The organism is Reinekea marina (genome assembly GCF_030409715.1).
Classification (GTDB): domain Bacteria; phylum Pseudomonadota; class Gammaproteobacteria; order Pseudomonadales; family Natronospirillaceae; genus Reinekea; species Reinekea marina.
Window position 1 is genome coordinate 549,376 of record NZ_JAUFQI010000001.1, and the last position, 19,483, is coordinate 568,858.

At 43.0% G+C, this 19,483-nt stretch carries 17 protein-coding genes; 9 read left to right on the forward strand and 8 right to left on the reverse strand.

Features of this window, described 5'->3' with window-relative positions; translation table 11 throughout:
• Positions 1 to 2: 2 nt before the first annotated feature.
• Positions 3 to 551, forward strand: coding sequence for a GNAT family N-acetyltransferase (locus QWZ13_RS03050; protein ID WP_290280480.1), 549 nt, complete (start codon positions 3 to 5; stop codon positions 549 to 551).
• Between the two features lie 42 nt (positions 552 to 593).
• On the forward strand, positions 594 to 896 hold the full coding sequence (locus QWZ13_RS03055; RefSeq protein WP_290280481.1) for a DNA polymerase beta superfamily protein: 303 nt from the start codon (positions 594 to 596) through the stop codon (positions 894 to 896).
• Here the strand turns inward: QWZ13_RS03055 and QWZ13_RS03060 are convergent.
• From QWZ13_RS03060 to ptsP, 4 genes are all read right to left on the reverse strand, one after another.
• Positions 893 to 1,024, reverse strand: a complete 132-nt coding sequence (locus QWZ13_RS03060; RefSeq protein WP_290280482.1) for a hypothetical protein — start codon at positions 1,022 to 1,024, stop codon at positions 893 to 895. The two genes, QWZ13_RS03055 and QWZ13_RS03060, sit on opposite strands and share 4 nt — an antisense overlap.
• A gap of 199 nt (positions 1,025 to 1,223) precedes the next feature.
• On the reverse strand, positions 1,224 to 2,609 hold the full coding sequence (locus QWZ13_RS03065) for a fructose-specific PTS transporter subunit EIIC (protein ID WP_290280483.1): 1,386 nt from the start codon (positions 2,607 to 2,609) through the stop codon (positions 1,224 to 1,226).
• A 125-nt stretch (positions 2,610 to 2,734) separates the two neighbouring features.
• Positions 2,735 to 3,697 carry a 1-phosphofructokinase gene (gene pfkB, locus QWZ13_RS03070; RefSeq protein WP_290280484.1) on the reverse strand — a complete coding sequence of 321 codons (963 nt, stop codon included), beginning with the start codon at positions 3,695 to 3,697 and terminating at the stop codon, positions 2,735 to 2,737.
• A complete protein-coding gene (gene ptsP / locus QWZ13_RS03075) occupies positions 3,694 to 6,579 on the reverse strand; it encodes a phosphoenolpyruvate--protein phosphotransferase (RefSeq protein ID WP_290280485.1) in 2,886 nt (961 codons plus the stop codon). The genes pfkB and ptsP overlap by 4 nt, the downstream gene beginning before the upstream one ends.
• An 18-nt stretch (positions 6,580 to 6,597) precedes the next feature.
• Here ptsP and QWZ13_RS03080 point away from each other — a divergent pair, with 18 nt between their 5' ends.
• From QWZ13_RS03080 to QWZ13_RS03095, 4 genes are all read left to right on the forward strand, one after another.
• The gene (locus QWZ13_RS03080; RefSeq protein ID WP_290280486.1) at positions 6,598 to 6,744 is read left to right on the forward strand and encodes a hypothetical protein; all 147 of its coding nucleotides are present in this window, start codon (positions 6,598 to 6,600) and stop codon (positions 6,742 to 6,744) included.
• A gap of 81 nt (positions 6,745 to 6,825) precedes the next feature.
• Positions 6,826 to 7,833, forward strand: coding sequence for a LacI family DNA-binding transcriptional regulator (locus QWZ13_RS03085; protein WP_290280487.1), 1,008 nt, complete (start codon positions 6,826 to 6,828; stop codon positions 7,831 to 7,833).
• Between the two features lie 905 nt (positions 7,834 to 8,738).
• Entirely contained in the window at positions 8,739 to 8,894 is a 156-nt protein-coding gene (locus QWZ13_RS03090) for a hypothetical protein (RefSeq protein ID WP_290280488.1), read from the forward strand.
• A 321-nt stretch (positions 8,895 to 9,215) separates the two neighbouring features.
• Positions 9,216 to 9,740 carry an OsmC family protein gene (locus tag QWZ13_RS03095; RefSeq protein WP_290280489.1) on the forward strand — a complete coding sequence of 175 codons (525 nt, stop codon included), beginning with the start codon at positions 9,216 to 9,218 and terminating at the stop codon, positions 9,738 to 9,740.
• Positions 9,741 to 9,786: 46 nt separating this feature from the next.
• On the opposite strand, the gene QWZ13_RS03100 is transcribed toward QWZ13_RS03095, so the two are convergent.
• Positions 9,787 to 9,927, reverse strand: a complete 141-nt coding sequence (locus QWZ13_RS03100) for a hypothetical protein (protein WP_290280490.1) — start codon at positions 9,925 to 9,927, stop codon at positions 9,787 to 9,789.
• Between the two features lie 51 nt (positions 9,928 to 9,978).
• Between QWZ13_RS03100 and QWZ13_RS03105 the strand changes: the two genes are divergently transcribed.
• On the forward strand, positions 9,979 to 12,180 hold the full coding sequence (locus QWZ13_RS03105) for a pilin (RefSeq protein ID WP_290280491.1): 2,202 nt from the start codon (positions 9,979 to 9,981) through the stop codon (positions 12,178 to 12,180).
• Positions 12,181 to 12,545: 365 nt separating this feature from the next.
• On the opposite strand, the gene QWZ13_RS03110 is transcribed toward QWZ13_RS03105, so the two are convergent.
• Positions 12,546 to 13,754: a YbfB/YjiJ family MFS transporter gene (locus QWZ13_RS03110; protein ID WP_290280492.1), complete on the reverse strand. Its 1,209-nt coding sequence runs from the start codon at positions 13,752 to 13,754 to the stop codon at positions 12,546 to 12,548.
• A gap of 270 nt (positions 13,755 to 14,024) precedes the next feature.
• On the opposite strand from QWZ13_RS03110, the gene QWZ13_RS03115 reads away from it, so the two are divergent.
• Positions 14,025 to 14,594, forward strand: a complete 570-nt coding sequence (locus QWZ13_RS03115) for a P-loop NTPase family protein (RefSeq protein WP_290280493.1) — start codon at positions 14,025 to 14,027, stop codon at positions 14,592 to 14,594.
• Positions 14,595 to 14,844: 250 nt separating this feature from the next.
• On the forward strand, positions 14,845 to 15,645 hold the full coding sequence (locus QWZ13_RS03120) for a class I SAM-dependent methyltransferase (RefSeq protein WP_290283259.1): 801 nt from the start codon (positions 14,845 to 14,847) through the stop codon (positions 15,643 to 15,645).
• Positions 15,646 to 15,876: 231 nt separating this feature from the next.
• Here QWZ13_RS03120 and QWZ13_RS03125 read toward each other — a convergent pair whose 3' ends face one another.
• Together QWZ13_RS03125 and QWZ13_RS03130 are read right to left on the reverse strand one after the other, a co-directional pair.
• A complete protein-coding gene (locus QWZ13_RS03125) occupies positions 15,877 to 16,575 on the reverse strand; it encodes a CPBP family intramembrane glutamic endopeptidase (RefSeq protein ID WP_290280494.1) in 699 nt (232 codons plus the stop codon).
• A 471-nt stretch (positions 16,576 to 17,046) separates the two neighbouring features.
• Positions 17,047 to 19,218 carry an alpha-amylase family glycosyl hydrolase gene (locus QWZ13_RS03130; RefSeq protein ID WP_290280495.1) on the reverse strand — a complete coding sequence of 724 codons (2,172 nt, stop codon included), beginning with the start codon at positions 19,216 to 19,218 and terminating at the stop codon, positions 17,047 to 17,049.
• Positions 19,219 to 19,483: the final 265 nt, after the last annotated feature.

Consider the following 19,483-nt stretch of genomic DNA (forward strand, 5'->3'; position numbering starts at 1 on the left):
TAATGTTAGGAGGAAAATTGCTACCAACACTCGAATCTACAAGAATTGTACTTCGCCCCTATAAGGTCTCGGACTCAAAAAACGTTCAGAGGCTCGCTAGCGAGAAAATCATTGCTGAGATGACTGCCAATATTCCGCACCCATATGTTGATGGAATGGCAGAAGAATGGATTTCTAAACATGAATATTGGTACCAAAAGAGAGCTGCAATTGTACTAGCGATTCAACTCGTTGAAACTGGAGAGCACATAGGCACAATCAGTATCACTCAAATCGATGGCGATTCAGGTAATTTAGGATATTGGGTTGGCGTTCCATATTGGGGTAAAGGTTATTGCTCCGAAGCTGCATATCTTCTCATTAATTATGGCTTCACTGAATATGGATTAGATCTTATATATGCAAGGCATCTACCGGAGAATCCTGCTTCTGGTAAAGTCATGACCAAAAATGGCTTCGTATATAAGAATGATGTATTGGTTGGTGGTCGTGAACTTTTACATTACGAATTGCCAGCTTACCAGTGGCAAAAGCTTAAAAACTTATACTAGTGAGGCACCTTAGCCAGCGCCCCTCTCAAAAAGTACTTTTACGTGTTACGGCAGCTATTCTCAATTTTATGGCTTGAAAATTATGGTACAGCAGCACCCATAGAATTCGAGAAGGTAATGTCACTGGTAACAGAAAACCAAATTCTTGATGAAGTGAATTTGCTATTAGAGCGTAAAAAGGTGAGTGAAGAGAAAATGCTTGCGCCTGCAATTCCTGCTCTGAATCGCTACATTGAGAACCAGCTTAGTAGATTGGAAAATATTAAAGTACCTAAGACCAATCGGATTTCAGAAATGGAGCAACTTAACTGGCTTTTCCAAGCAGTTCTAAAGAATAATTATTAATCCACGAAATTAAGTAGGACGCCCACTCTAATAAACCAGTCAAACAATTCCAAGTAATCACTGAGTTTAAACGGCAAGTCATGCGGCAAAGGGTAACGAGGGTTGCCTACAGACGGGAACAGCGACAAAGGTTGATTCGGAGTTTGAAAATCACTTCGCGTTAGTTCCGCTACACCAGTTGGTTAGGTCAACCTTTAAAGTATCTGCATAAAGCGAAGTCGAAATCTATTACCGGGATGGCTAAAGCCAAATTCTAGTTCCCAACAAAAAAGGTGAATGGATTCCCCACTCACCTTTTTTAGGCTGTCATTAGCGTTGTTTACACTCTCAATTTGCCTGTAATTGGCGACTCTCGAAACGCGCCTTCAACAAGAAGTAGCCAACACCGGTGACTAATGAACCGGCGACGATTGCTGCTACGTATAAAGCAACATGAGTTATCGCATTTGGAATAAACAAGACGAAGATGCCGCCATGTGGTGCCAATAACTCAGCATTGATCAACATCGATAACGCGCCGGTTATCGCACCACCGACCATCGCGACTGGGATTACACGCAATGGATCTTTCGCAGCAAACGGAATCGCACCTTCGGAGATAAAACATAAACCGAGTACAAACGATGCTTTACCGGCTTCGTGCTCCGCAGAGGTAAAATATTTCTTACCTAGGAATGTAGCAATACCCATACCGATTGCAGGCGTCATTCCCGCTGCCATAACCGCAGCCATAGGGGCGTAGGTTTGAGTCGCTAATAACCCTACTCCAAAGGTATAAGCAGCTTTGTTTACTGGGCCACCTAAATCGAAGCACATCATAGCGCCAAGAATCAAACCAAGACCTACTGCATTCGCTGATCCCATGCCAGTTAAGAATTCCGTTAGCGCGTTCATAATTGCCGCTACAGGACCACCGACAATGTAGATCATCACCAAACCAGTGGCCAAAGTGGCCAACAGTGGAATAATCAATATTGGTTTTAATGCTTCCATTGTTGCCGGTAAAGAAATTTTCTCAGCTAAAAACTTGGCACTGTAACCGGCCAAAAAACCAGCTGCGATACCACCTAAGAATCCCGCACCAATGGAACTGGCCAACATACCTCCGACAAGGCCGGGGGCTAATCCAGGCCGATCTGCAATTGAAAATGCAATGTATCCGGCGAGCACCGGAATCATTAATGCAAAGGCAGAACCCCCACCTATTTGCATCAGTGCGGCAGCGAGCGTGCCTTCAGTTTTGAACGCTTCAATACCAAAGATAAATGAAAGAGCAATGATCAAACCGCCAGCAACCACCACTGGCAACATGAAAGACACACCCGTCATTAAGTGTTTATATGCTCCAGTTTTTTCTTTTTTGAATCCACTCGCCGCATCTGCTACTTGAGTACTTTCAACGGTAGCTTCATTAATCGCGTTCTCAATCACCGCATCGGATTTTTTAAGCGCATTACCTGTACTGGTGCGGTAAATACGCTTACCTGAAAACTGTGTCGTATCTACCTCGATATCAACGGCCAAAATAACCAAATCAGCTTGAGCAATATCATCGCTGGTCAGTTTATTTTCGGCTCCAATTGAACCGCGAGTTTCAACTTTAATCGAATGTCCCTTCGCTTCAGCAGCGGTTTTTAAAGCCTCAGCTGACATAAAGGTATGTGCCACCCCTGTGGGGCAAGCAGTTACAGCGACAATATTTAACGCATCCATTGGAATTACCTCTTTTACTCTTGTTATTGTTGGTTTATGTTTTGTGTTAGAAAGAAACGCTTCGGTTCACGTTCCATTCGGTTTAAAAATATTTTAGTCAGTGATAGTTCCCAATATTGCATAGGTCACTCCCCAGCTAATGTTTCTAATGTCAGTGGCGTCAACGACACTTCACGCTGTAAATCCTTAAGGCGATTCATATCTACAATACCAACGCCCACTTGCTCCACGGCATGCGCTGAAATTGCCGCCGCCCGTTCCAACGTTTGTTCTGGGCTTTCGCCTCGAGCAAGACCATAAGCTAGACTGGCAACAAGACTGTCGCCCGCGCCGACCGTACTGACCATAGATACTTTTGGGGGCGTCACATGGTAAATGGCATTTTCGCCATACCAACGAAAGCCATTTTTACCATCAGACACAACCACCTGCTTAATACCATAGGACTGCAATTTTAAAGCGGCTCTCTGCTCATCTTGAACGTCATTGACTGGACGTCCGAGCCACTGTGCAAGTTCTTCACGATTCGGTTTCACCATGGTCGGACCTGCCTTTACGGCTTCAGAGAATGCTTCTCCGCTGGTATCTAAAATTGTTAAACAACCCAGCGCTTTTACTTGGCTAATTAAATCTGCGTAAGTAGATTGACTGATTCCGCATGGCAAACTTCCTGAAAAAACGACCACTTTGAACTGCTCGGCTAAATCAAAGACGGTTTGTCTAAATCGCGCTAAAGTAGTCGAGCTGATATCAATACCAGGCAAATTGATATCCGTTGTGCGCTGGTTACTTTCGGTCAATTTAACATTAATGCGCGTATTGCCCGCTTCGCGACAAAACGCATTCTTAATATTTTTTTCGCGAAAAAGATCTGTGAACGGCTGCTCATTATTTGCGCCTAAAATACCTGTCGCCGTCACATTCATCTGCAAGTCAACTAACACGCTAGCAACATTGATACCTTTGCCAGCGGCATGAAGTGTGCCGTGCTGTGCAATATTCACTTCGCCCAATTGAATAACCTCAGTGCTTACTGTGAGATCGAGCGCCGGGTTAAGCGTTATGGCCAATATCTTGTTGTGATTCATGCTGTCACTCCCGTACGATCTAAAGCTCGGATCGCCTCGGTACTTTCCGCTTCCAACGCTGCCGTCGCAAGTGCCTTAGCTTCGGAACTATCTATGCTGCGAATCTGCGCTTTAATTTGAGGAATGGCCGTTTGTGACATACTCAATTCACGTACACCTAATCCCAGTAAAATTACGGCCGCTAATGGGTCTGCAGCGAGTTCACCACAAACACCAACCCAAATATCGTTACGTTTGGCTGCATCAACCGTGGTTTTAACTAAACGCAAAATTGCTGGGTGAAGTGAATCGGCTTGCTTAGACAATACCGGATGGCCGCGATCTACCGCTAAGGTATACTGAGTTAAGTCGTTGGTACCTACAGAGAAAAAGTCTAATTCTTTCGCGAACACGTCAGCCATCAATGCGGCACTGGGTACTTCAATCATCATGCCTAGCTCTAGTTGAATTCCTGGAAATTCGTCAGCAACTTCGTTGTAGATTTCTTTGATTGCACGCCATTCGGTAATGTCAGAAAGCATCGGAAACATGACCCGCAATAGTCCTCGGTCTGCTGCTTCAAACAAAGCACGTAATTGGCGCTTCAACATATCAGGATATAACAACGATAAACGAGCACCACGTACACCTAAAAATGGATTATCTTCCTGAGGCATTGCTAAATAGGGTAGCGGCTTATCACCACCCACATCTAAAGTACGCACAATCAGAGGTTGATTTTCGGTCGCCATGGCGTCCAAGGCTGCTTTATATTCAGCGACTTGCTGCTCATGAGTTGGCTCCTGGGGGTGAGCCATATATAAAAATTCAGAACGGAATAGACCAACACCTTCGGATCCAAATTCCAAGGTGTCCTCTACTTGACTAGAGCTTGATATATTTGCGACCACTTCAATATTGACACCATCAACCGTAGTTGCCGGCAGAAAACGATCCTCGTAAGCGCGTTCATAATCAGCTTTACGCTGCGCCTGTTCCTCACGTAAATCGTCAAGGGCTGAGTCGGATTCAACCACCATAAAAAAACGATTGTCACAGTCGACGACCAAAGGTGTGCCATCGGCAATGTTTAAAACGATTGGACCACAACCAACCAACAACGGAATACCTGCAGCTCTGGCTAGAATAGCCGCATGTGAAGTCACTCCTCCTTTAGCAGTAACAATGGCTTGAACAATATTTTTATCAAACTTCACTACATCCGACGGATTGATTTCATCGGCAATTACAATGTGCGGCTGAGTGTCTGTCAATTGCTCTTGCTGTCCAGTTAAAATCATCATCAACTGGTAACCTAAATCGCGATAATCACTGGCTCGTTCAGCGAGTAACGCATCCGAATGTTGCTCCAACGACGATGCAATTTGTTCAACCGATGACATCCAAGACCATTCTGCAGTTTTGCCAGAGGAAATGAATCCCTGTGTCGCTTCAACAAATTCAGGATCATCCAATAATTCAATATGCATGGTTAGAATTTGTATCTTGGCTTCATTCGTTTCTTGTGCCAGAGAATCATTCAATGCTTTACTTAGTTGGTGCAAAGCATCTTGAAACCGATGTGATTCGCCGGGTCGGTCTTTACTGTTTTCGGGATAACTAAAATCTTGTTTGATTTTTGTGCGTGCAGTACCTAAGGCCAAGCCAGGTGCGCCACACAATCCAGAAATCTTTTCATTGTATTCAACACTTTCTTGAGCCGGTGCTTCAACAGCGGTCGGAAGAATCTGGGGGGAATGTGTCGCTGTAATTGGTTTAACTTCGTCGCCCAACCCTTCAGAGACGGCTGTACTTAATTGGTGCAACACAGATAGCGGATCATCACACTTAGTAACAGTAAATCGCATGAGATCACCATGTGAAAAACCCAAACCAATTAATCGCGCAACGCTGGTACCAAGTACCGCACCGTCGTTACCATCAAGATTCTCTACCCATATGTCGGCGTTCAATTGTTTAATGAGTTTTGCCAAATGCGACGCTGGTCGTGCATGTAATCCTTGCTCAATCGGTAGGCGTATTTCAATAGACTCGCCCTCCAAAGCCTCCATTTTTAGCAAACGTAATAACTTGTCAGCATTTTTCTCATTCGTCAATTGGGACAGTTTTCCATCCCGCTGTAACTGTAAAAGACGATCATATAAGGGCTTGTGAGCTTTGCCGTTTGATGTAAGTGACAAGAGGATATTAAACGGCCCTGATGCCTCTTGAACCGTCGATTGACTTGAAACAATGGCCAGTGCAGGTCGCGAATTTGTAGTTTTGACTGTGTTAATCCAGACACCATCACCAAAATCTAGTGCTTCACTGTTAATCAATTCGTCACGCTCTTGCGTTGAACAGAGCCCTTGCGCAAACAATGCAGAGGCGGCCAATGAAATCGCTTCGGTCACATACTGGATATCCACATTGGTACGAATTAAATGAGTATCCATGTGCAACGTTGGTTCGAACTGCTCGCCCTTTAAAATGCTTAGCACTTCGGCGACTTGCTCAGTTTTATGCAGTCGTTCTGACAGTTCATCATTCACGATGACATGGGTTAATTGACGCAATATCGTCAGGTGTTCATCCGATTTCGCGGCTATACCAATGGCGGTATATACGATTTGGCCATCGCCCCAGTCGATGCCCTGCTTAAAGCGTAGAACTTTTATGCCGGTTTTTAAAACCTGGTCTTTCGTTTCAGGGGTTCCATGCGGAATGGCTATTCCATTACCCAAGTATGTCGATGTTTGAGTTTCACGAACGTGCATCCCCGCCTCATAGCCAGGTGCCACCATACCATCGGCAACCATGTCCGCTACGATCAGTGAGATCGCTACCGATTTATCTGCAGCATCCGCATCGAGCCTGATATCCGAGCTTTTTAGTTCTAACATAATTTACTCACTTGATTCTTGTTTTGCTGTATCGATTTAGCAAGCATACTGAATCCATTTAGCAGAAATTTCAACCGATATTTCGTAACAAAACGTATGAAGTACCTAAAAGCACTGATACATATCACCTTTCATCATCATTTAAGTCTGTACATGGTCAGTTGATATGAAAATAGGGTTTGTCTTGCTGAATGGATTCAGTACTATTAATACTCTTTTTGTATGACATTTGAGAACCTATCAGTAATGGCCAACCCATTGAATCTAGACGATATCGCCAAGCTCGCTGGCGTTTCTAAAACCACGGTCAGCAGTGTACTGAACGGAAAAGCCGATAAATATCGCATTAGTAAAGCGACTCAAGCTAAGGTATTGGCTGTAGCTGAGCAAAACAATTACCAACCCAACCATTCTGCAGCCGCACTAAGACGCGGTAAGAGCCATTCTGTTGGCTTCATCGTGCCAGATTTCGAAAACCGCAGTTATTTACGAATAGCCTCACGGCTCGAGAAATTAGCACGCCAAAATGGTTTTCAGCTCATCATTGCTTCTTCAGATGACAATCCTGAAAATGAACTGCAAGCGGCGAAAATGTTGATATCTCGTGGCGTTGATGCACTTTTAGTATCAACTTGCTTGAACGATTTCACCCCTTATCGACGGTTTTTAGCCGCTGGTACGCCGATCATCTCTCTTGATCGAGCCATGACAGATGAATTCTCAAACGTAATCAGCGATGACCGCCAAGGTGCACGCGCTTTAACCCAAGCCTTAACGCTAAAAGATACGACGAGTGTCTGCCTTATTGGCGCTATGAAAGACCTAGAAATTAGCCAATTACGCCAATCTGGCTTCTACGACGCACTCACAAATACACCAGAAATAAAAGGCCGTTGCTTTTATGGCGAACATTTTGATGCCGCCAGTGGCGTGGACGCGTTTGCTCAAGCGTTAGAGGCACATAACGGATTACCATCCGCCCTTATTTGCACTTCCTATAGCTTGCTTGAAGGTGTTATTGAAACCTTGCAGCGAGATTTTCGTGAAGTTTTTAGTATACAACCTACGCCCATCCAATTAGCGACCTTTGGTAACAGCCGTTTACTCGACTTCTTACCAATTCCGGTTGTTTCACTACCCCAACAATATGAACAAATTGCCGAGTCTTCTTGGATGCTGGTTCAGCAGGCAATTGAAAATAGCTATCAACCGCAAAAAATAGTTATTCGTCGTAAACTAGTGGTCCGTGCGTGAAATAAGGTAAGTGAAGGCGTTTAGTAAAATTTACAAGCCCAAAAAACATTGGAACATAAAGAATTATCTTAGAGCCCACCCTTGCGCCTGCAATCCCTGCTCTGAATCGCTACATTGAGAACCAGCTTAGTAGATTGAAAGATATTAAAATCCCTAAGACCGATCGGAATTCAGAAATGGAGCAACTTAACGGTCTTTTCCAAGCAGTTCTAAAAAATAATTATTAATGCACTGTATCGGAATAGGGTGATTTCCCTATCCTGTGAATAAAGACTTTAAGGAATGAAAATTGAGAAAATTACTATTAATTTTATTAGCAAGTTCGAGCTACACTTTTAGTGATATTTATCTAGAAAATAACTTCGACGATAAAAGTATATCGATTGGATACAAAGAGCAAAGTGAAACAATTTATAGTTTTGAAGAAAACTTACCCCCTATAGTTAATGGATTAGTCGCAATCAACCAGGGTCAGAATCAAGGGCTATTTCTTCAATTAGATTTAAGGGGTGGAAACTGCGGCTATAAGGGTTTCTTAGCCATTGCAAAAGATTCAACGTTCGAACTTAAAAAGCTAGATTGTACTTATTGGAAGAGCATAGGGGATAGCTTGCTTCTTTCCTTTGATCGTACGAAATTTATAGGGCTATGCGGTCTACCAACCTCACGTTCAATGTGGCCATACTTTCCTGTTATAAACAAAATAGATTTGGCGTTAGAGGAGCCTATTGTTAATGCACCTCCTAAAGATTTGCTTCAAAGTGCTGCTGCAAAGGAAGAACTAGAGAAATTTAGATCTTTTGTTCTAGAACATATGAATTTGGATCAGGTTCAAGACGAAACCCAGCGTAAATTTTGTCGCCGGCTGGAATCTATACCGCTCCCTGAGTTATTAGAGGAAATCGATGTATATACGGAGTAGCTTTGTCTTCTTTAGCAAGGCAATGGACCATGACAACTGGATAGCAATCTGGCAAAACAATATCGATGGTTTTGAAGACTATTTTAAAGCAGACAGAGTTAAGTTTGGTGGAATCTCGGTTAAAGACATTTGTAAGTAAAGTTGTGTGGGGCTAACTAAACCTTCCGCCAAGTTAGCCGTTCTGGATAATTTTGTAATTTAAACACCCATTCTATCTAAATAGCCTTGTGGATTGACCTGGTCCTAGTAGCGCACTAAACCTAGTAGTATTGAGTTTGTATTCGACTAATTCGGCTTACAAGCTATAGTGCTATGAGCCTCGCTTTTGAATTACTACATTGCGTCCACCTTGAGCTCTTATCTGTTTGGGGATTCACTGGGATCCTGTTTTTGCATAACGAGAAAACTTGGCTCTAACTTATTGGCTGCGATCATGGCCTGACAACGTAGGGATTTAAAAATGAAATCGAATGTTTATGAGTCACAAAAGCCCTTAAAAGAAAGTTATCGTATAGATCCAAGCCTCGCCATGGTCATTGACCACGCCAAAACTACGGGAAAAAATGCCAGTGATCCATTTCATTCGATCGTTGAGCCTATGGCTGGTTGTGGTGTTTCGGTACCTGTAGGAGTGCATGCCGCAGTTGGTGGTTTGCATGATGCACCTACACCAGGGGATCTTTTGTGTGCAGCGTTGGCGGCTTGCCAAGATTCAGCTATAAGAATGGTCGCTAACTTAATGGAAATTGAGCTAATTGAACTTGAAGTGAGTGTTACGGCAACAGCTGATGTGCGAGGTGCGCTGATGATGGATAAGTTGGTTCCTGTTGGATTTCAACAAATGAAATGCGAAGTAAAGATGAAGGTCAGTGATGGCATTGAGTTGGAAAAAATAGAACGGCTTCATTGGGCCGCTCAACAATGTTGTGTAATACAACAAACGCTTAAGTCGCCCCCACGGGTAGATACGATTTTTGTTATGTAACGCAACGCACATGAGTTCAATTATTTAGGGCGTTTGCTAAAGTTTATCAACCTGCATTGCAATAGAATATACACGCAATGCACTGGTGCTTTAGGGTGTTTTGAAATAAAGTAACACTCGACTGAGGCTGTTCGATTGCGGTGATATCCGCACAGTAAGCCATAGAGAGGTGCGAGCTATAAGCCATATCCTCTCAAGAGCAATCTCCAATTATAAATACCAATAAAGGAAGTTAATCATGACTCGACCGCTACTGATAGCAGCGATTACTGCTATTTTAGCCCTCAGTGGATGCGCAACGAATACGGTAAAGCAAACTCCCATTAAAACTGAACTATCGTCTCTTGTTAGCGGACCGAGATTAAATAAAAAACTGCCCGACTCAGCCTACGGTTACGTCCGCATACCTAATACTTGGAGCTTTTTCAGCGCAAGTGACGATTCCTTTAACCTAGCGCAAGGCAACGAGGCCCACGTGTCTCAATTGCAACAACTGCAAAAAGCCTTTGTAGCGGTGTTGGGCGAAGAGTTTCAGGCTGAAGGTAAGTTAGTAGCCAATCTATTCAGTGAAAAGCTAACATCGCCTTTAGAAGTAATGCTATACCCTGCCGATGGCACACCGTTGCCATACGCTCTAGCCTCCGCAACGCTTATCTATGATTCGGCAGAACAGTTAAACCCTGTATTGGATGAAATTCAAAGCCTTGTTTCAGGCTTGCGTATTGCTAAATACTTTGGTGATAGCGGCTTCGCTACCCTTATCATGGGCTCGGTCAAAATAGTAATGCAATACAACAACGAACAAGTACTGACCGTGTTTGCCGGAATGGTCGCCTCGGAAAAACTACTCACCGACCAACTAGTCGCATTAGAGCCTACAACCAATACTGATTTCTTAACGATAGAAAAATCTATTGATACCGCCGGAAATGGCTCGCTGGTATGGGTAAATACGAAAGCGTTAATGCCTGTGGTTTATTTGTTTGCACCCGAGCAAGCTAAGCAATTAACAAAACTGGGTCTAGCAGACATTAGCAGCTTAGCCGCTGGAATGGGTGCCGCCAATGGCAAAGGTAGGCTTCGAATTGCCATAAACACCTCTGCGCAAAGTAAACTGTTCTTACAAGCCCCATCACAAAATGCCCAACCCGATTTTAAAACTGTAGGTAAGCCAAGTTTTGTTTCTCAAATGCGGTTACCTAATGAAAACCAGATAAACGGCATCGTCAAACAACTGTCTAAAAGCAATGAAGAAATTGAATATATATACGATGAGCTGAATGCCGAAATCAACAGCGCTGGCTTTGATGCACTCGGCTATTTCAACAATTTCGGTCATGTTATTTTTTACAAGGATGACATAGGTACCTTCGCGGCACAGCATATCCGTGATAAAGAAAACTTCTCCACCTACGTTAAAAACATTTTAACGTCATCGTCTGACTTAGTCGCCTCTGACGAATTTAAAACGCAGGCAAATGAAAACGATAGCATGAATGCCTTTATAAAGGCCGTAAACAATATTACTCTTGAACGTCGAACCTATGCAGGCCAAGAAATTTTTCACTTAACGGTTCCAAACGTTTTAAACAACCTAATGTACCAAGATCTGGCCGGTGAAATACCGCTGGCCTTGCTAAAAACTATTGGTGGTGGTGACGAGCATTTGTATTGGACGATTGAAGACGACTACATTGTTTACGCCAGTCTGCCGCAATTATTGATTGAACGCATTCGCAACAAAAAAACAACATCCATACAGCAATGGTTACTCTATAATGGGTTAGACCAGCAACACACCTTCCTGTCTGCCAGCGGCGTATTTGAAGGTGGCAAAGTAAAGCTTTATCACCATTATTTAACACTGCTGAAGCTCATGGCCGATGGTCTAGAGTCTGAATTTGACATATTCGCATTCCCAACGGCATCTGAACTCGCACTAAGTGACCCAGGTTTAACGAGCGCACAGCTCGATTGGGCCCCAACGGGCATTGCATTAGAGTTCACCTATGAAAAAACTCCGATAGACTTGTTACTCATGAGCGATAGTAGCTTAGCTGCCATAGCCACAGTGGGCGTATTGGCGTCTGTCGCGATACCGCAGTATCAAGAATACACAGTGCGTTCAAAAGTTTTAGAATCCTATAACGAAAGCAAAAAGCTGCAGAATGAACTAATAGAGTATTACTTAGTTAACGAAAGCTTCCCAGATAGCGAGGCCGTGGAAGAACTGTATTTTGCCGACCTAAGTAGCGAGTTTATTTATTACACCGAGATAGAGGCGGGCACAGGTATTGTTACGATTTACTTAGACATAAATCCGACCCTTTCTGATGAAATCATATTGTTAACGCCCCATCAAGATGGCTACGGCAATGTTGTATTTTTGTGCGAATCAACCTTAGACTACAATTATCTACCTGCTCACTGCCAGCAGTAAAGCAGCGGTATTTAACAAAGAAGAAGGCACCTAAGAGGTGCCTTTATTTTGGTAGCAAACACAGAAGGAGCGCGCGTTGTGATTAACAATGATGAAGCCAGATTATAGGTAACGAAAGTGTTTAAGCTTATAGAGGCGGCAGAGTTTGCAAACTTGGCTTAAAGCCCAGTAATGTCGTTAAAAAGTCGGTACCGACAGCACAATAATAGAAACAACAAAGTTTCCAAGGGATAAATGTTTAAACATTCATGGCATGATGTAAGTTGATTAATCGGGTGTTACGGAAGTCGGCCCAGTTTGCCAATGCAATAATGGCAATGTTCAAAACAGTTGCGTTAAATGAGTCGTTTCTAACTACAGTCTAATCACCTTTCCACTAACACATTCCGATTCATAAACATCAACACAGCGCCTAATGAAACCATCGTGGCTGTTAATAGCAAAGCAGCATTGTAAGAACCGAAGTAATCGGTTAAGGCTACCGAGTAAAGCGGACCGGCTACTTGGCCAATGCCGTAGGCGGTGGTAATTGCGCCCATTAGAACAACAGGTTTGTCGCCGGCCAACTTGCCACCCAGTGTCATAAAGAGTGCAACGAGTGCGATAAACGTTCCGCCGAATAAAATACCTGCGAGTAGGTTGAAGTAAACGTTATTGGTGATTACAGGAATAAGCAAACCAACCACTTGCAAACCCATGGTGACAACAATAATGTTGATGCTGCCGTATTTGTGCGCCGCTCGCATCCATAAAATACAGGATGGAATGCCCGCTACGCCCACTAAAGTCCACGCATAGCCGCCGAAACCTTGTAAGCCTTCTAACGAGTTAACGATATCGGGTAAGAAGGTGCCTTGTACCACCATGCCTAAGCCTTCCGTAAAATAGGCAAAAATTAGGATTAAAACGAAGCCGGTAAACATACGCATATCTATCGCAGTAGCGGTGCTCTTTTGGTTTTTTGAATCATCAAACGTTAAGATGTAAATCGAATAGCAAGTCATAAGCGCGACAACAATCGCAATGGCCAGCCAGGCTTGTGCCCAGGTACCACCAACCCAAAATACCAGTCTGCTTAGTAAGTCGGTGATTAATATAGAAAACCCAATGCCAGAAAAATGAATGCCCATGGCCTTGGTTTTATCGGTCATATTGAGCTTACTCATAACAATGGCCGAGCCAACGACTAAGGCCATGGCTGATCCAAACCCGGCGATGACCCTTGATACTAACCAAACTACTTCGTGAGTGGTGGTTGCCAAAATAAAGGTGGTTAACACACACAGCACCGTGCCAATGCGAAACAGCCTAACCTTGCTGTGATTGGTTTTAATGACTATTGAGACTATAGAACCCGATAAGTAACCTAAATAGTTTACGCTGGCTAACACTCCCGAAAAGGTAAGCGTTAGCGTATCTGCCAGCATGGAAGGCAGTAAAGAAGTAAACGCGAACCGGGCTGCACCTACGCCCACAATTAATGCACAAATACCCGCCAGCAAAATTGCGGCATTGCTGTTGCGATCCAGTAAATTCATAAGAAATAGTTTCTCTTTATTGTTAAAGCCATACATTTAAGTACTTGTAATCGCGCGTTTTCGAATTCTATATGATGGGGTTCAATATTCAGGGAAATGGCGTTTTAGTCAATCAATCAAACGTCTTAGAATGGTGATAAGCATGAGTGGAGGGTTGGTGGTAACAATTGACAAGCTCGCACTGTTCTAGCACGATAACCCGTATGAAAAATTACCAAACGCACACCGTCTTGCACATTATCATCATTCCTTAGGAATGGTGGGGTTGTTGATGCGCGTTTTTTAGATCAAACCCACCCTAACGAGGTGGGTTTTTCAGTTCTGCCTCATGGGAATACAACAGAAACAGGAGGCCCTATGAACAAAGTAGCCGTATTTGGTAAACCCGGCAGCGGAAAATCTACCCTGAGTAAAGCGCTGGCACAGGCCACTGGGTTACCGTTGCATCCGTTAGATTCCATCACCTATCAGCCTAATGGCGAACCGGTGAGCCGAGAAATGGTTGCGGCGGCTCATGAAGGTATTTTGTCTTCTGATCGCTGGATCATCGATGGTTTAGGGCCGCTTGGTTTATTTTACCAACGCTTAGAAGCCGCTGATACCTTGGTGTATATCGATTTACCCTATTCAACCAGTTATTGGTTTGTCACCAAGCGGCTTTTAAAAGGCTTGTTCGTTAAACCCGAAGGTTGGCCAAAAAGCAGCTCGGTCTTAAAAGGCACGTTAGCCAGTTATAAAGTGTTACGAATGTGTCCGCAATTTTGGAATGAAGCGTTTGATGCTAAGTTAACCGCGCTAGCAAGCAATAAAACTCTTTACCGAATAAAGTCTGTTGCTGAACTGAAAAGGTTTGTAGGTGAAATGAAGGGTAAGTGACTCTACCAACTGGGGCTAGAGTTGATAGGCCGACTTTGCTAAGCTGGCTAACAGGTTAAAAAAACGCCAACCTAAAGTCGCGCCTTGAGCGATAAGATTGGTAAAAATAATAACAATAAAGCATTTAGCCACGTTATAGCTCAACCCAATCTATGGTCTATTCATTTAATATAGCTGTATCGTGTCGTTTGCTTAGAACTCGCCCGTGCAAGCCGAAGAGCATTGCATTGGCTGGCAAAAAGGAACGATCATGAGTAAGAAAAACGATAGAGCCCTTCGATTTTATGACGAAGTGTTAGGTTTGGATAGATTGCATTATGGGCTTTGGTTGCCTGATGACGATCTTACCTTCGAAAAGCTGAAATTGGCACAAATCCGATATGAAGATTACCTTGTCGAAAAATTGCCTTCTACAGTAAAAAGCGTTCTAGACGTAGGTTGCGGTACAGGAATACTGGTAAAAAAGCTGCTTGATCAATCATACCTTGCCGAGGGTTTATCCCCTGATATAAACCAGAAGAAAAGGTTCGAGGAAGCCTTAAATGCACCCTTTCATCATATGCCTTTTGAAGAGTTATCTATAGAAGATACGTTTGATTGCATCATTATGAGTGAATCCTGCCAATATATTAAGCTTGATAAATTATTTAAAAATGCAAAGCGCGCGCTTAAAGCGCATGGCTATTTGATGATTTGTGATTACTTTGTTTTGAATAATGCTGAAGGGGAACTGAGCAAAAGCGGCCATCGCTACGATGAGTTCATGAATCGTATTGATCAAGAAGGCTTTAGCGTGGTGGTAGAAGAAGACCTTACCCAAGATGTGACCAAGACGCTCGACCTAGGAAAAGACTTCGTAGAAAAATCGATGAAAGCGCTCTCGATAGGCACCGAACGAATTAGAAGTAAGCACCCGCAGTTAAGTAAATTTGTTTTATGGCTATTTAAGAATAAAATAGCCAAAGCAACTAAGCAAACCGACTTACTCGATTCCGACAAGTTTAAGCAGTATAAGTCTTACCGGTTTATTTTGCTGCAAGCCAATAGTTAGCCAATGTAGCAATGGCTCTGTTGTTTCAGTTTTATGACAGGCCTAATACAGGTCTAGGTTACTATTATCTAACCACCTAGTCGTGAGTTAAAAAACCAAAGGAACCGACTGGAAGCATTAACTCCCAGTCGGTTCGCAGTCTGTATTAAGGTTGGTACAAAACTTTTACCGCCGTTCCTTCAACTGTTAGAGAACCCGATACTTGTCTGTGATTGCCGCCATTCGGGGTGTCTAAGTTAAATATCTCGATCTAGCTATGTAATAAATGCTAATGAGCGGCACAAAGACAAGAAGGTTGCCAATTAAATACCGAATAAAAGAGTCTTCTGTGTAGTCAATAGACATAATTTCCATCGATCTAACTAGAATCACATCTAGGTCGAAGCCTATGATTAATAAACCGAATATATTGAATAAAATATGAATAATTATGGCTGGGTAAAGTGATCGGCTTTTAAGTGTTATAACAGAAAGTATGATAGAAAAAAGAGCAGAGCCTAAGACATCTGGATGGGGTAAGGCAAAGATAATTGCAACAATTACTGTACTGAATCTTAAACCAAAATATTTATAAAAAAAATGTAGCAAATACCCCCTAAACAATAATTCCTCGAACAAGGGTGCTATAAGAACTTGTTCCATTATCAGCATCGATTTCACGAGGACGTTTAAATCATTCGAAAAAACGTTTATTGGTTCAGATCCAAAATTACTAGACAATAATTCTGATAAAAAAATTGTCCAAGAAATGGGTATAAAGTACAGCCCACCAAAGCTGGATATGATCAGTAGCATAGATACAAGAGTAAAATAAGGGATGCTCGCCATTTTTGGAGGATTTATAAATAACGATAAATGATTAAAGTACTTAAACAAAATTAAACTTGCAGCACTAAAAAAAATAAGGCCGATTAGGGCATAAGCGAACAAAGGCTCTAACCCTGAAAAATTGCTAATACGGAAAGCTGTATCAGTCCCGATTAATCCAAAAGATAAAGAAATTAGAAATATGTAGGGAATAATATGTTTTATATCTTTGAAACAGGTTTTTTTAAGTAACATGAGAAAGTATTTTAAACTATGATTGATTCTTAAATTTAGTTTAATTTAACGTGTAAAAATATTAGATAATAATGAATCAAATAATAGTGTCTGGCAATGTATAAGGTCATTAACACTTAAGTTTGTGATTAAGTTCGCAGTGAAGGCTGCGCCGTCATCCTTACATTAAAACACTGATCTAGCACCAAACTTTGCAGAAAACCATCAATGAAAAATCCATCAATCTAACTAAAATCACATCTAGATCGAAGAGAGTGATTAGAAATCCGAGTACATCACTTAGAATGGCTCACGGAAAGATATTTACCCGTGAGCCATAACAGTTAGTAACTTTTTACATTAAGGCTGATATAAAACGGTTACCGCCGTTCCTTCAACGGTTAGAGAACCCGATACTTGTCTGTGGTTGCCGCCATTCGGGGTGTCTTTTTCTACGGCGACATACCAGTTACCACTGGGCAGGTTGTAATTAAAATTACCGCCCGAGGCATAGATCACTAAAATACGTTGCCAGCTGTCGCCATTGGCTGCGGCATTGATGTCGGTTACCAGTACATCATCGGCGTAACGAATGGTGGTGACGTTGTTGTTTATTTCATCCCACGTATTCATACGAAAGCCAGGGTGTGCTTTACGCAATTGAATTAAATCTTTGTGGTATTGATAGGTGTCCGCGTTGGTGATTTTCCAAGACCAATCAATTTTATTCACCGAATCGGGAGACCGGTACGAGTTGTGATCGCCATTTTTATCACGCAACATCTCTACACCGCCGTGTAGAAACGGAATACCTTGAGAGGTGAGCACTATACCATTCGCGAAGTTTTGAATGCGCTTTAAGTAACTGTTGTTTCGAGAAACGCCGTTTAAATCGGCCCACTCTAAAATTTTATCGCGTAGGCTTAGGTTATCGTGTGCAGAAGTGTAGTTGATGCTTTGCTCCGGATCAGTGGTAAACATTGGATCCCACAGATCAATCACTTGATTGGCATCGTTGTTATAACGGCTGCCCGCTCGGCTGCCAAAATCTAACTCCCAAATATTGCCTTGGTTAAACGCAAAGCCACCTCCGTAACCGCTGTCGTTGTCTCCTTTAATCGCTTCACGAAATTTTGGATTAAACACACCCACATGCGCACTTTGCTGGCGCGCGATAGTGCCTAAACGAACTCGCTCTGGCTCGCGTGAATCGGTTGCGTAACCATTCCAAGGTTCGCCATAGATTAATAGGTTGCGGTTAGGAAACGTAGTATTAAGGTGACGACCCCAGTCACCAAAATCTTGATGGTCAAAAATGCCCACTAAATCAAAACGGAACCCGTCTAAGTTGTACTCGCGAGTCCAGTACTCTAACGAGTCTTGAATCATGCGCGCTACCATAGGCACGGTGGCATCAATTGAGTTACCTGTGCCGCTTAAATCGGTTGCGGTATAGTATGAAGTTGAAATATTTTCGAACATTTCATAATCGAAAGTATGGTTGTACACCACATCCATAATCACGCGAATTCCGGCTTTATGAAATTCGTTTACCATGGTTTTTAGTTCACGAGCACGGTCTTCATAATCTAACGAAACCGAGTAACGTTCTTCAGGCACGTTAAAGTTTCTAGGGTCATAACCCCAGTTATAACAGGCCGTGTCGTTAACATCGGGGCACGATGCAAAATCGTAAAATGGTAAAATCTGTACATGGGTCACGCCCAGCTCTTTTAAATGATCTAAACCCGTAGTCACACCTTGATAACGTGTGCCTGATTCAACCATACCAAGAAACTTTCCGCGTTTTACACTGGCAACTCCAGAGCTTGGGTCAATAGTGAAGTCACGCACATGCATTTCATAAATAATGGCATCTTCGCGCTCTATGAGTGCAGGTCTGGGTGCCCAGCCTTGCGCTAAGTCGGTGCGAGACATATCCATCACTATGTTCACGTCGGCGTTAGGCACGGCCATTTTACCGTACGGGTCTCTAACCACCACGCCATTAACTTTGAAGTAATAGGGCTTTAGGTGAAGGTCGCCATTGATGCGTACGGCGTAAATATCGGTGTAGCCATTTTGATCCGATACTTTAGGTACGCTGTACTCTATGCCATCTACCACCAGTGAAACGTTAGAAGTATCGGGCGACCAAATAGCAAAGGTAGTTCCGTTGCTATCGTATTCTGCTCCGAGTGTATTGACCGGAGTCGAGGACAGCGGTATTTCATTGACCGAAATTTGTTTGTTTTGCGCGTTGATGCAAATTTCGTAGTGCGTGTTGGCATTAACGTAATAATCTGCAGCAGGGTAGCTCTCTGTCCAATCGCCATAGCGGTCTATTTTAAAGCGCGGACCGCCACTGGCATCACCTGAATTAAACTGTTGTTGCGAGCAATAATTGATGTTGTCTGTACTTGCCATTGCGGTTGAACCCCACTGATTAGGGGTGCCTCTAAATTGCCATTGCGCTGACGCGCTGGTGGCAACGACCGAACATAGTAATAGTATTTTAAACCCGTTTTTCATGGTCTAGCCTCTTGTCATTGTTTTTATTAGGTCTGAGTAGTGTACAAGCTTATATAAAACTGTATTCCTCCTATTCGGACGTAAATTTCTAATCAACCAAATCTGAAGGCCACACCTCGTGGCATAAAATGAGCGCTTGAACAGCGCGCTAAGGCGCGTGAATACAGTGCATCATTAATTTACGCCCCCTAGGGAGGAATACATTTCCGCCTGGTTTCAAGACACTATTGAGTGATGTAATAAACTTATTGAACAATAAAAACTA